Here is a 13,666-nt window from a genome sequence, read left to right on the forward strand (position 1 = left end):
GTCACAAAGAAGTGAAATGGATTTTTCTGTTTCGCTTCTTTTTTAGATAAAAGGAGTGGAGAATTATGGATAAAAAGATATTAGAACTTAATGAGGAAAGAAACTATACAATAAAAAATGAAATACTTGGATGTAACTTCTTTGATTATAAGGAGTTTATTCAAAATTATAATTTTAAGGAATGTGAAGAAAATACAAAAATATATTTAAAAAGAGTATGTGAGGCTCTTAGCTCTGTAGGACACAGCAAAGGTACACATTATAAAGTGAAAAAAATACGTATTGAAAATATGTTTTCACATTCCTTAGGAAGCTTATCTAGGAGTATAATAAGTATTGAATGTGTTTCAGAAAATGATACTCTTGATAAAAAATGTTTAGTTAAGTATGATTTTTATTCAGATAATATTACAATTTCTGGAACAGATGTAAATGGAGATGAATTTACGATTGAAACAGATAATCTCTATTATAATTCAATATAAAATAAATCTAGGAGATTGAGATGAAGGATATAAAAGCAGTAATATTTGATATGGATGGAGTTATTTTTGATACGGAAAGGTTATATCTTAAAACATGGGAAAAAATATTTGATGAATATGGATATACCATGACAAAAGAAATATACACATCTGTAATGGGCTCTGGCAGGGATAATGTTAAGAAAACATTTTTAAAAATATATGGAGACTCTCTTCCTATAGAAGAAATGTATTTAAAAAAAGACATAATGATAAAAGAGAGCATTAAAAATGGAGAGGTTTCTATAAAAGATGGAGCATTAGAAATACTAAATTTTTTAAAGGAAAATAACATAAAGATAGCACTTGCAACATCAGCTACAAAAAAGAGGGTTACTTTGCAGCTTAAGCTATCACATATAGAGCATTTATTTGATACTGTAGTATGTAAAGATGATATAAAAAATGCAAAGCCTGATCCTGAAATATTTTTAAAAGCAGCAGAACTTCTTTTTGAAAAACCTCAAAACTGCATAGTTATTGAGGACTCATTATCTGGAATAAAAGCTGCATATAATGGAAATATTACAGCTTTTCATGTCGTTGATTTAAAAAAACCTAACAAAGAAATTTTAGAATACAGCTATAAAAGTTTTAGGGATTTGTTTGAGATTAAAGAGGAGATAGAGGGGATTTTGAAAAGATAGAATTAAATTTTATAAATCTGCTAGAACTTTTAATTTCAAAGTGGAAAGATAATACTTATAAATTTTTGCGACAATTTGTTTTACAACTACCACGTTAGGAGATAATGTAAGAAAAGCACATGATAGATTTTTAAGAAGAAATAAGATAAGCTAAACTATTATGTGATAAAATAATAGTATTAAATTATGATAAGAGAGGTTTAATTAATGCCTGAAAAGAAAGAATATAAAGCAACTATACATGCAAATGGAGCAGATATTTCTGTTGTTTCAAAAGGAAACGAAGATGATTATATTAGTTTAACCGATATTGCAAAACATAAAAGTGATGAACCGAATGATGTCATTCGTAATTGGCTTAGGAATAGAGATACTATTGAATTCTTGGGATTGTGGGAGAAGATGAGTAATCCAGATTTTAAACCCGTCGAATTCGACGGGTTTAAAAAAGAGGCGGGAAGAAATGCGTTTGTATTGTCACCACAAAAATGGATATCAGCAACAAATGCAATTGGTATTATTTCAAAAGCAGGTAGGTATGGTGGAACATATGCACATAAAGATATTGCTTTTGAATTTGCATCATGGGTTTCACCTGAATTTAAACTGTATATAATTAAAGATTATCAAAGGTTAAAGCAGGACGAAAATAGTAGGCTATCATTGGAATGGAATGTAAATCGTGTGCTTTCTAAAGTAAATTATAAAATACACACAGATGCCATAAAAGAAAATCTAATTTCTAATGATTTAACAAATAAGCAAATAGGATTTACATATGCAAATGAGGCAGATATGTTAAATATGGCTTTGTTTGGGAAAACTGCAAAGCAGTGGCGTGATGAAAATCCAGATTTGAAGGGTAATATAAGAGATTATGCAACAATTGAACAGCTTATTGTAATGGCTAATCTTGAAAACATGAATGCCAATTTTATTGGAAAAGGGTTAGATCAAAAACAAAGACTTATAGAATTAAATAAGATAGCAAGAACACAGTTAAAATCGTTATTAGATAATAAGAGTGTTAAAAAATTAGAAGACTTAAACAGAAAACAATTAGGTGATGGTAAGTAAAATAATAAACTCTTTTTACATTATTTAATGTAATTCTATACTTTCGCTTTTATCATCAAGAGAAATTACTACAGAAACTGAAGAAGCTTTTTTTATTATTATATTTGAACTTTCTGAATAAACCTCATGGGTAAACTTTTTTGAATCAATTGAAGGATCTAAATATATTTCACCTTCTCCATGATTAATATCTGTTTTGTATGAATATTTTAAGCATTTGGAAGATTGCAAATCTGATAAATTGCCTTTATAAGTAAGCGTAAGTTTTCTTGTTTTTCTATTGTTTAATTTAGATACAGTATACTCAGCATACCAATTTTCATTTTCGCCTTTGTAATTATATTGGGATTTGTTTTTACTCGTACATCCTGAAATGGATGAAATTAATGCAAATATTATTAATAATGAAGATAGGATTTTTTTCATATCTATAAACTCCTTTGATAAGACTGTATAAATATAATTATACTGACTTTATTTGTAAAAGCAACAAAGGATTGTAATTTTATATTTGCTTAAATAACCCATAGTAGTATAATTCTTAAGATACAAATTTACTAATTTAATGCAAGAATTATAGAGGCAAAAATGATTAATGATTTTATTAAAAAGATAATAAATAATAAAAGAAAATTAGTGATATGGGTAGGATTAATAATTCTATCCTTATTTAGTTTGATTTTTATTTCAAATAATGAAGGATTATATAATAAACCTATAGCTAAAATAATTGAGATAAGTGAAGAAGAATCAAGCAAGCAAACTAATGATGGAAAAATAGAACCGATGAAAAATCAAAAAATTGAAGCTATTATTATGAATGGTATTCATAAAGGTGAAGAAGTTAATCTTCATAATGTGGCTTCGTTTTCTGGTGCTAATGATTTGAATTTACAGATAAATGATGAGGTTTTCTTATCAATTGTGGATGATGATAACAATCAGATAACATCTGCAAAGATAACTGAATTTAAAAGAGACAAGTATATTGTATACATAATAAACATTTTTATTCTGTTAATCTTATTAGTAGGAGAGTCAAAAGGATTTAAGTCCATAGCTAGTCTATTTATTAATATAGTAATTTCTTTTATTATGATTAAATTATTTACTAAAGGAGATTACTTAATATTCTTTTCTATAATAGCCAGCATACTATTTATTGTTTCTTCAATAATAATAGTATGTGGGAAAAATAAGAAAGGGTTTGCAGCTATAACAGGAACTTTAGCAGGAACTTTTGCATCAATGCTCATTGCAGGAATAGTTATTAAGCTAAATAATTGGAGCGGAGTTCATTTTGAAGAGATGGATTTTCTTACTTTGCCACCAGAGACAATATTTTATATTGAGCTTATGGTAGGTACATTAGGTGCAATAATGGACATTGCAATTTCAATTTCTTCAGCAGTACAGGAATTGTATGATAAAAATCCTAATGTTAGTAAAAAAGATATAATTAAATCTTCAAGAGAAATTGGACAAGATATTATGGGAACTATGGCTAATACTTTAGTTTTCGCATATTTAAGTGGGAGTATTCCAACTATATTACTCTATTTAAGAGATGGTGTGCCAATTACGTATATAATAAGTTTTAATCTTTCTTTAGAATATATGAGGGCAATTGTTGGAAGTATAGGTATCGTATTAAGCATTCCTATTACTATGTATACTTCTATTTTAATTCTTAAGAATCGTAAGATAGGAGAGGTTTAAGTTATGAATATTATATTAATATTACTCATAATACTACTAATTCTAATGGGAGCTATTGGAGGTAAAAGAGGAGTTCAGTCATTTTCAACATTAATTTTGAATTTTTTTACTCTGTTTTTTATGCTTATATTGATAGGTGCTAAAATAGATCCAATTAAAGTTACATTTATAGGTGCTATGATTATAAGCTTTTTCAGTTTATTTTTTATTAATGGATATAATAAAAAGACAATATCCTCATTAATATCGGTTATCATAGTAATAACATTAGTTATGGCTGTCACATATAAGATGGGAATAAATGCAAATATACAAGGCTTTAGTGATGAGCAGATAGATTTAGTATCATTTTATTCTTTATATGTTCAAATTGATTTTTCTAAAATAGTTATTTGTGAAATATTAATAGGACTACTTGGTGCAATTATCGATGTATCTATATCAATATCATCATCTATGAATGAAATTTATAAAAGCTATTCTAGTATAACGCAGCATGAACTATTTAAATCAGGTATGAATATAGGAAAAGACATTTTGGGTACAATGACTAATACATTATTTTTTGCATACATAAGCGGTTTTATGACTTTGATGATATATTTTAACCAGCTTCATTACTCATTAAGTACAATTATGAATGCAAAAGTATTTTGTTCAGAAGTTTTTCAATCTATATGCTGTGGAGTAGGAATTATACTTATTATACCTATTAATGCTTTTGTTACATCTAAATTAATGTTTATAAATAAAAAAGCAAAATAGATAATAGATATAATTGTCAAAATGCTCTTTTTCTTTAAATTTATAAATCCTCACAATTAGTAAAAAAAATACATATAATAAATTATATTATTAAGTGGAGTTGAAAATACGTGATATACGGGCTTATTTTAGCTGGAGGAAAAGGCAGCAGACTGTATCCGCTTTCAAGAGCAAATCTCCCTAAACAATTTTTAAAACTAATTAATGGTAAAAGCTTTTTAGTAAATACTGTAGATAGGGTAAAATCAATAATTGATAAGAAAAATATCTACGTTGTTACTAATACTTTTTATAAAGATAAAGTAAAAGAAGAACTTAAAGATATAGATGAAAATAATATTTTCGTTGAACCACTTAATAGAGAGACTGCTTTATAGACGATAAGGGTCTTTTTGAAAAATTGGGATGGATAGTATTTATTTTGAAATTGAGTTGATATTAATAAATATATATTGATTATATAAATAATCAGGATTTTTTTCGAATTTAAATAATTAAGTAACACTTTATTTAAAATGTATAAATATGATTTAGAGATGGAGACTTTCATGAAAGTACATATTGAATTAGTACATTAAAATTGTTGAAGATAATCAAGTTTACTATTAAATATTACTTAACTTTAGAGACTGAAAATTTGAATTTTCATTTTTCTGTCTATAGTATAGATGGGAGGTTGAAGTTTATGAATAAAAAGTGTTTTACATTTAATAATAGATTAAGAGTGAAAAAATCAAAAATATATTGAAGAGTTTGGTAGTTTTAGTGATGAAGAGTTATTAAAAAAGTAAATAATTTGGAATTATTCTTATTAATTTACTATGGTTATTAACAATGAAAAATTGTTCCGACAACAATAATAAAATTTACTTAAATACAGAAGAAGATAAATGATACAAGTCTATAATAAAAATAGCAATAAACTAGAAATTCAAACAAGAATTCTACCATATGAAAAGTTTAAAAATGTTGATAATTTAAAATACTATTTAGAAAAAATGAAGTATAATTTAGCTTCATATTATTCAGGAGAAAAGCTTGTAAAAACAAAAAATGGAGATGAAATATATTTTGTAAATAGTTTATCAGATGAAAAAGATTCTTTGTTTGGAAGGAATGGAAGTATATATTTTATATCTGAATTGGGTGATTATGGGAAACTATATTATTCAATAAAGGAGGACTTGTTTAGTGATAATAAAGAGCCTTATGTAGAAATAATAGATATTGTGCCAATTAAAGTTAATATTGGAATAGGGAGTGAAGCTCTGAAATATTTAGAAGAAATAATAGTCGAGAATAATGTAAAACAAATTAAAGGAGATTTGTCTCCTAATGAATTAAAGAATCATGGAGATAGATTAATTCATTTTTATCAAAAGAATGGATATGAAATTAGAGATAATAAAATATATAAAAGTATTTAAATTTTAATAAATAATTTAAATATATGAAATATTAAAAGCGTTGATTTTAATGGTACTCAAAATAAATATAATATCAAAAAAGAAGAATTCTATGGTAATTAGGATTCTTCTTTTTATTCTTTAGACCAGTTATAATCAAGTAAAATCTATGGATAACTTTTGAAAGTAATAGAAACACACAGTCTGCGAAGCAGATTTTCTTGTTAATATTTTTAGTGAGAAGGTATCATCATAAGCTACTTAATTAAAGAATAAAAAACTTCTACTATTGTCACTAACACAAAAATATAAATAAAAATTTAATTTTATAGGTTGACAAATCCAATATAAAAGAATAATATACTCATATACTCATACAAGTATATGAGTGTTAAAATTTAATAGATATTAACAAAAGGAAGTGTAAAAATGTATAAACTTACAGATTTATTTAAGGTACTATCAGATGAAACAAGACTAAGGATTTTAGTATTGCTGTATAACAAGGAATTATGTGTTTGCCAACTGCAAGGCATATTAGAAGAAGAGTCACAACCTAAAATTTCAAAGCACTTAGCAAAACTTAGAGATATGGGTTTTGTAAAAGATGAAAGAAAAGAGAAATTTATATATTACTATTTGAATGATAATCAAATGTTAAAGGATATTTTAAAAGACATAATAGAAAATTCTAATGAGTATGAAGTAATAAAAGATGATCTAGGAAGATTAAAATACGCTGATGAAATTAAGGAAAGAAAAATGTGTGAAAATAGAAATAAAGAGGCGTAAGCAATTAAACAAAGTAAGAAAGGAGTAATAAGTTATGGAATTTATATTAATAATATTTGGATGGCTGAATGATCAATTATTAAAGATGACTTGGCTATCTAATTTAGTAAAAAAATTAGTTGAAAATGTTTTTGGTTTGCCAATTAATGAAAGGCTTGGAGGAAGTATTCACTTTTTTATATATGATACTGTAAAAATATTTATATTGTTATCTGTACTTATTTTTATCATATCTTATATACAAAGTTATTTTCCACCCGAGAGAACAAGAAAAATTTTAGGTAATATAAAAGGTATAAAAGGAAATATACTTGGAGCATTACTTGGGACAATCACTCCATTTTGTAGTTGTTCTAGTATTCCTATATTTATAGGCTTTACTTCAGCGGGATTGCCACTTGGAATAACATTTTCCTTTTTAATTTCTTCACCACTTGTAGATTTAGCATCATTTCTTTTATTAATGTCTTTCTTTGGAGCAAAAATTGCAGCAGCTTATGTAATTGTAGGATTAATACTTGCAGTTATAGGTGGAACAATTATTGATAAATTAAAACTTGAAAAGTATGTAGAAGGCTATGTAAAAGAAATTGAAAATGTAGATGCAGAAATAATTGAATTAACTAGGGATGAAAGAATATCATATTCAAAAGATCAAGTAATGCAAATATTTAAAAAAGTATGGTTATATGTACTAATTGGAGTAGGAATAGGTGCAGCAATACACAATTGGATTCCGGAGTCCATAATTCAAAATGTTATTGGAGCAAACAATCCATTTTCAGTTCTTATAGCAACAGTAGTTGGAATACCAATGTATGCTGATATATTTGGAACACTTCCAATTGCAGAAGCGTTATTTGGAAAAGGTGTAGGAATAGGTACAGTACTTTCATTTATGATGGCAGTAACAGCCCTTTCTCTTCCATCAATAATAATGTTAAGTAAAGTAGTTAAAACTAAATTATTAGCAATATTTGTTGCTATTGTATCAGCAGGAATATTAATAATTGGATATTTATTTAATGCTTTTGGATTTTTATTTATGTAAGTCTAAAGAAGCATAATTTAAATAAAAAATATAAAAGAGGAGTTTGATAAAAATGATAATAAAAATATTAGGAACAGGATGTTCAAATTGTAAAAGATTAGAAGAAAATGCTAAAAAGGCAGTAGAAGAGTTAGGTCTAGATGCTACAATTGAAAAAGTTACAGATATTAAGGATATTATGAAATATGGAATTATGAAGACACCAGGTCTTGTAGTAGATGAAAAAGTTAAAGTTTTTGGAAGAGTTCCAACAGCGGAAGAAATTAAAAAATATCTATAATCTAAAAAAGGTAGGGGCTATCTCAAAAGATTAAAATGTAACTTTGAGATAGTCCTTTATAATATATTTTTAACTCAAAATATAAATAAAATACTTGATAAAACATGTAGAGTATATCTATGGAAAATAGCATTATAAAACATGGAACTTTACAAAAGATTAAAAAAAGGAAGGAAAATTTTAATATGGAAAAAAAGAATATAAATAAAAACAGTATTATTTTGTTATTAGGTTTGGCAGGATTTATAGTTATGGCAGATAACTGGGTGGTATCACCTATACTACCTGCCGTAGCTGAAAATTTAAACATTGATATAGCGAAAGCCGGGTTGCTTGTTACTGCATATATGATTCCCTTTGGGATATTTCAAATAATATTTGGACCGCTTGCAGATAGATACGGTAAAAAACAAGTTATAACTTTTTCTATAATTATGTTTACAATTGCAACTGGTCTATGTGCATTAGGATCTTCACTGACTAATCTAGCAATCTATAGAGCACTTACAGGAATTTTTGCAGCTTCAGTAATGCCAATTTCCCTTGCACTTATTGGTGATATATTTCCTATGGAAGAAAGGCAACAAGCTATTGGAACATTTATGGGGATATCATTTTTAGGTCAAGGTTTAAGTATGGCCATAGGAGGAACAATAGCATACTTCTTAAATTGGAGAGGTGTATTTATAGCATATGCAGTTCTTTCATTAATACCAACTATACTTTTAATAGCTAATTATAAAAAACTACCATCAGAAAAAAATCCCAATAGTGAAATATTAAAACCATATATTAGACTTTTATCTAATTCAAAGAGCTTATTTACATATTTAATAGTTTTGCTTGAAGGAATATTTATAGTAGGGAGCTTTTCATATACAGGTTCGTATATAGCTAAAACATATAATTTTAATTATTTTAGCATAGGTATGATATTAACTGCTTTTGGAATAATGTCTGTTATTGGAGGAAGATTAAGTGGAAAACTAGCTAATAAATTTGGTAAGAAGAAGGTTTTAAGTTTTGGACTACTATCTGCTTCAATTGCAGATATGATAATTTTCTATTTTGGTAGTAATATTTACTTGCTTATTTTAGGAGTATCACTACTTGGATTAGGATTTATTTTAACACATTCAACGCTGCTTACAAGAGCAACAGGATTTGCACAAAAGGCAAGAGGAGCAGCAATGTCATTGGTTGCATTTTGCTTCATGGGTGGCGGTGGAGTTGGAACTGCCATTGGTGGAAAAATAATTATAGCATACTCTTTAAATAGTTTATTTATAATATATGGGCTTGCTTTAATTGTAACTCTAATATTGAGTTTTTTATTAATACGAGATGTATAAGATTTATTGAAAATCGGAGGTGAAAATTATGTCAAATCATAATCATAATCATAGCCATTCACATGATGTAAGTAATGTAAAAACTAGTAATCTTATTATAACAATGATCTTAAATCTTGCTATAACAGTAGCAGAAGTTATAGGTGGAATATATTCAGGAAGTTTGTCTTTGCTGTCTGATGCACTTCATAGTTTTAGTGATATGTTGGCTATTGTAGTAAGTTATTTTGCAATTAAGATATCAGAAAAAAGCAATGATGAAAAAAGAACTTTTGGTTATAAACGTTCTACAATAATTGCAGCATTAATTAATTCTACAGTTTTAATTGTTATTTCATTATTTCTTTTTAAAGAAGCATATTTTAAATTTATAACGCCAGAAAAAATAAATGGTGTAATAGTTATATGGGTAGCACTAATAGGTCTTATTGCAAATGCTTTAGGAGCATATTTACTTAGCAAAGGTTCAAAGGAAGATATAAATATGAAATCTACATATCTTCACCTTATAAGTGATGCATTATCTTCAGTTGGAGTAGTTATATGTGGAATAATTATTTATTATTTTAATATTTATTGGGTTGATCCACTTATTACTATACTTGTAGCAATATATGTGCTTAAAGAAAGTTATGAAATACTAAAACAAGCAATTAATATTTTGATGCAGGGAGTTCCGGAAAATATAAATATAAATGAACTTGCTCACGAACTTGAAGAAATAGAAGGGATAAAAAATGTTCATCATGTACATATATGGGGATTAAATGATAGTAATATATTTTTTGAATGTCATGTTAACTTGAAACAAGATATATTAGTAAGCGAAACAACAAGTATTTATGAAGATATTGAACATGAATTAAAAGAGCATTTTGGAATTAAGCATATTACAATTCAGTTTGAATATAACTGTTGCGATAATACTGGAATAGTTGAAAATGAATAAAAGAGGAAGTGATATTAAATGAGTAATTATATTTTATATGGAATGACAATAATTTTATTTATTATTTCATTTTATAAAGATAAGAAAAAAACTAAAATGGCACTTAAAAAAGCGTGGAAGTCATTTGAAAATATTTTACCTGAGTTTTTAGGAGTTATAATGCTTGTAGGTGTATTATTAGCTGTATTAGATGCAGAGGTAATATCAAAAATTATTGGAAGTAATTCTGGATGGTTTGGAGTTATAGCTGCAGCATTAGTTGGTGCAATAACATTAATACCTGGATTTGTAGCTTTTCCAACAGCAGCAATGCTTGTACAAAATGGAGCAGGAATTATGCAAATAGCAGCTTTCTTATCAACTTTAATGATGGTAGGGATTGTTACTATGCCAGTTGAAATAAAATATTTTGGCAAGAAATTAACTATTTTAAGAAATGTATTTGCATTTATATTTTCATTCTTAGTTGCATTTATTATTGGAAAGGTGGTTAGTGGAATATGAAGAATTTAATTAAGAAATATAGATTTTTTCTTGGAACAATAATTATTGTAGGAATTATCACTATGATTAATAAAGAATTAGGACTTAAATCTTTAGGTATTGCAGGTTTTAGTTTTAAAGAAATGGCATTAGTTATACCACCAGTTTTTATGCTACTCGGATTACTTGATGTATGGGTTCCAAAAGAAATTATGATCAAATACATGGGAGAAGGATCTGGAATCAAAGGGATTATATTATCTATAATCATAGGATCAGCAGCGGCAGGACCACTTTATGGAGCATTTCCAGTTGCAGCAGTTTTTATGAAAAAAGGAGTGAAGTTTACCAATATTCTTATATTTATAGGAGCCTGGTCTACTACGAAAATTCCAATGTTACTATTTGAAATGTCAGCACTTGGAAATACCTTTGCAATAACTAGATTATTAATTGATATTCCAGGAATCATAATAATTGCTTATATATTAGCAGCATTTGCGTCTAAAGATGAGATTGAGAAACTTTACAAGAATGCAGAAAAGCTATAAAGTATCTAAAAAATAAAGATTATATTTTTCCACAAATAAATAGGAGTCAATATTATGGTGAATTATCGTAAAGTTGCATCTGTAGATGGAATTATATGTTAGCAATTAATTATATAATTAAGAGATGAAGATATAGAGAAAATAAATGAATTAGTAAAAAATAAAGGGGTACATGCACATCTCTTCATTGTTCGGATTCATGGTTGATCTTGATAAAAAGAAAGAACAAGTTATTAAATGAAATAAAGGGATGCACGCATCCCTTTATAGTTTTACAACAAATTTTTACTTTGATATTATCTTATCAAAATTCATACATATTTCTTCTGCAACTTTATCTACCATTTTATAGTGTTCTTCAGTTAAATCTTTAGTTGAAACAGTTTTATTAAGTGCAACATCTTCACCTAATATGTCTGAAACTACAACAGTAGCACTTATGTCACCACTATATTTTTCTGTAGCTCTTTTAGTACACTATTTAGAACAGCCATCTACTGCAATTACAGGATAACACTCCAACTTTTGAATCTGCCATATTATTTGTCCTCCTTTAATATTTCATCAACAGTTGCACAAATTTTCTCACATAACTCATCTACAATTTTCCAGCCATCATCGGTAAGTGATGTAGCAGTACCTGCATCCACACCTCTGTGTTTTCTAATTTCATCAACGGTTCTGTACTCGATTCTTCAATAAATGAAAGGTGAGCAAGAAGTTTTCCTCCAATAACATCACCAGCAGCATAAACTCCATTTATGTTAGTTTCCATATTTTTATTTACTACAATGGAACCATTTTCAATGGCAAGTCCTAAATTTATAAATGCTTCTGAATCAGAATTAAGTTTTCTTCCAATGGCAACTAAAATTTTTTCACATTGCAGAAAAGATTCTTTATAAAATATTGACTCTTGCAAATAAGAAGTGTAATATATTTACATGGATATATATGCATATGCGAATATGGATGTATTAAGGAGCGGGAGGTTATGAAATTAGGAATTTTACCATATAATGGAGATTGCAATACTGGGGGATGACAGGAGAAGTAACTTTAGAGTTTGTAGACAATGAAAAAATAAGAATTATAAAGACGAAACTAATATTGAAAATGTTGAAGAAACAGTTAAGGAGAAAATTGATAATTACTTTAGGGGGGAGAATAGAATAAATGAACAATCTTATGAATTTTTTTAATGCACTATCAGATGAAACAAGATTAAGAATTATTATGCTCATATATAATAAAGAGCTATGTGTATGTGAAATGTGTGGAATACTGGAATTACCACAGCCAAAGGTATCAAGACATCTCTCAAAGCTTAGAGACATGGGGCTTGTTAGAGATGAAAGACAAAATCAGTGGATATTCTATTATTTAAATATTGAAGATGAACAAATGTTAAATTTTATAAAGGATATTAACGACAATAGTTTAAAGTATGATGTTATTTATAATGATGTAGAAAAGTTAAGAAAAAAGATTTCTACTAATAAGATGTGTGGAAGAAATAAATAAAAATGAGGGCTAATAATGATAAATTTAAATGAAATTTCAACAAAAATGAAAGATATTTTAAATTAAAAAAGGGAACCAGTTGGAGTAAATTTTGTAAAAGCATCAGATTCGGAGATTTTTCAAGCTACGTGTGTTGATAGAAGGGTTAATAAATATGATTAACCCTAGAATATTAAATTTTTAGGAGTGATTTATGTGTCAAAAAGTTGGTATCCAGTAATAAACTATGAATTATGTTTAGAATGTGGAGCTTGTGTAAACAAGTGTGGTCATGGAGTATATGACAAAAGTAAATATCCATCTCCCCAAATTATAAATACTGATGGATGCATACAAGGATGTAAAGGTTGTGGAAACCTTTGCCCAAGTGGAGCTATAGAGTATGTTGGAGATGTAGGAGAGAAAAGTGATTGCGGATGTTGCTGCGGTGGGGACGATTCTGGGGATTGTTGCTAATACTTAAGTATGGAGAAATTTATATTTAGAATAAATAATTGATTGAGCTGATAAGGCAGTAAGGCATGAGAAGTTACTTTACTGCCTTAA

General features: G+C 27.4%; 17 protein-coding genes and 1 pseudogene. 16 read left to right on the forward strand and 2 right to left on the reverse strand.

The genetic code is table 11. The annotated features are described in order from the left end of the window. Nucleotides 1–65: 65 nt before the first annotated feature. From MTX53_RS02500 to MTX53_RS02510, 3 genes are all read left to right on the forward strand, one after another. A complete protein-coding gene (locus tag MTX53_RS02500) occupies nt 66–485 on the forward strand; it encodes a hypothetical protein (protein WP_244834656.1) in 420 nt (139 codons plus the stop codon). Nucleotides 486–505: 20 nt separating this feature from the next. Then, a complete protein-coding gene (locus tag MTX53_RS02505; RefSeq protein ID WP_244834657.1) occupies nt 506–1,171 on the forward strand; it encodes an HAD family phosphatase in 666 nt (221 codons plus the stop codon). Nucleotides 1,172–1,378: 207 nt separating this feature from the next. Next, nucleotides 1,379–2,248: a KilA-N domain-containing protein gene (locus MTX53_RS02510; protein ID WP_244834658.1), complete on the forward strand. Its 870-nt coding sequence runs from the start codon at nt 1,379–1,381 to the stop codon at nt 2,246–2,248. A 24-nt stretch (nt 2,249–2,272) separates the two neighbouring features. Here MTX53_RS02510 and MTX53_RS02515 read toward each other — a convergent pair whose 3' ends face one another. Continuing rightward, the gene (locus MTX53_RS02515) at nt 2,273–2,674 is read right to left on the reverse strand and encodes a hypothetical protein (protein ID WP_244834659.1); all 402 of its coding nucleotides are present in this window, start codon (nt 2,672–2,674) and stop codon (nt 2,273–2,275) included. A gap of 162 nt (nt 2,675–2,836) precedes the next feature. On the opposite strand from MTX53_RS02515, the gene MTX53_RS02520 reads away from it, so the two are divergent. The 11 genes and pseudogenes from MTX53_RS02520 to MTX53_RS02570 all read left to right on the forward strand — a co-directional run bounded on the left by MTX53_RS02520 (nt 2,837) and on the right by MTX53_RS02570 (nt 11,596). After that, entirely contained in the window at nt 2,837–3,967 is a 1,131-nt protein-coding gene (locus MTX53_RS02520) for a YibE/F family protein (RefSeq protein WP_244834660.1), read from the forward strand. A gap of 3 nt (nt 3,968–3,970) precedes the next feature. Then, on the forward strand, nt 3,971–4,732 hold the full coding sequence (locus MTX53_RS02525; protein ID WP_244834661.1) for a YibE/F family protein: 762 nt from the start codon (nt 3,971–3,973) through the stop codon (nt 4,730–4,732). 110 nt (nt 4,733–4,842) lie between these two features. Further along, nucleotides 4,843–5,103: pseudogene (locus MTX53_RS02530) on the forward strand (sugar phosphate nucleotidyltransferase); the annotation flags it as partial. A gap of 519 nt (nt 5,104–5,622) precedes the next feature. After that, the gene (locus MTX53_RS02535; protein WP_244834663.1) at nt 5,623–6,159 is read left to right on the forward strand and encodes a hypothetical protein; all 537 of its coding nucleotides are present in this window, start codon (nt 5,623–5,625) and stop codon (nt 6,157–6,159) included. A 408-nt stretch (nt 6,160–6,567) separates the two neighbouring features. Further along, on the forward strand, nt 6,568–6,930 hold the full coding sequence (locus MTX53_RS02540; RefSeq protein ID WP_244834664.1) for a metalloregulator ArsR/SmtB family transcription factor: 363 nt from the start codon (nt 6,568–6,570) through the stop codon (nt 6,928–6,930). 34 nt (nt 6,931–6,964) lie between these two features. Then, nucleotides 6,965–7,981 carry a permease gene (locus tag MTX53_RS02545; protein ID WP_244834665.1) on the forward strand — a complete coding sequence of 339 codons (1,017 nt, stop codon included), beginning with the start codon at nt 6,965–6,967 and terminating at the stop codon, nt 7,979–7,981. A 52-nt stretch (nt 7,982–8,033) separates the two neighbouring features. Further along, nucleotides 8,034–8,261: a thioredoxin family protein gene (locus MTX53_RS02550; RefSeq protein WP_244834666.1), complete on the forward strand. Its 228-nt coding sequence runs from the start codon at nt 8,034–8,036 to the stop codon at nt 8,259–8,261. Between the two features lie 119 nt (nt 8,262–8,380). Next, on the forward strand, nt 8,381–9,613 hold the full coding sequence (locus MTX53_RS02555; protein WP_348521797.1) for an MFS transporter: 1,233 nt from the start codon (nt 8,381–8,383) through the stop codon (nt 9,611–9,613). Nucleotides 9,614–9,641: 28 nt separating this feature from the next. Further along, nucleotides 9,642–10,562, forward strand: coding sequence for a cation diffusion facilitator family transporter (locus MTX53_RS02560; RefSeq protein ID WP_244834667.1), 921 nt, complete (start codon nt 9,642–9,644; stop codon nt 10,560–10,562). Between the two features lie 18 nt (nt 10,563–10,580). Further along, entirely contained in the window at nt 10,581–11,066 is a 486-nt protein-coding gene (locus MTX53_RS02565; protein WP_244834668.1) for a permease, read from the forward strand. Further along, nucleotides 11,063–11,596, forward strand: a complete 534-nt coding sequence (locus tag MTX53_RS02570) for a permease (RefSeq protein WP_244834669.1) — start codon at nt 11,063–11,065, stop codon at nt 11,594–11,596. The genes MTX53_RS02565 and MTX53_RS02570 overlap by 4 nt, the downstream gene beginning before the upstream one ends. 598 nt (nt 11,597–12,194) lie before the next feature. Here the strand turns inward: MTX53_RS02570 and MTX53_RS02575 are convergent. Then, entirely contained in the window at nt 12,195–12,518 is a 324-nt protein-coding gene (locus tag MTX53_RS02575) for an FAD-dependent oxidoreductase (RefSeq protein ID WP_244834670.1), read from the reverse strand. 254 nt (nt 12,519–12,772) lie between these two features. On the opposite strand from MTX53_RS02575, the gene MTX53_RS02580 reads away from it, so the two are divergent. Both MTX53_RS02580 and MTX53_RS02585 read left to right on the forward strand, forming a co-directional pair. Next, on the forward strand, nt 12,773–13,120 hold the full coding sequence (locus MTX53_RS02580) for a metalloregulator ArsR/SmtB family transcription factor (RefSeq protein ID WP_244834671.1): 348 nt from the start codon (nt 12,773–12,775) through the stop codon (nt 13,118–13,120). Between the two features lie 195 nt (nt 13,121–13,315). Further along, nucleotides 13,316–13,576 carry a 4Fe-4S binding protein gene (locus tag MTX53_RS02585; protein WP_244834672.1) on the forward strand — a complete coding sequence of 87 codons (261 nt, stop codon included), beginning with the start codon at nt 13,316–13,318 and terminating at the stop codon, nt 13,574–13,576. Nucleotides 13,577–13,666: the final 90 nt, after the last annotated feature.

This window comes from Clostridium sp. BJN0001 (assembly GCF_022869825.1).
In the GTDB taxonomy this organism is placed as follows: Bacteria; Bacillota; Clostridia; order Clostridiales; family Clostridiaceae; genus Clostridium.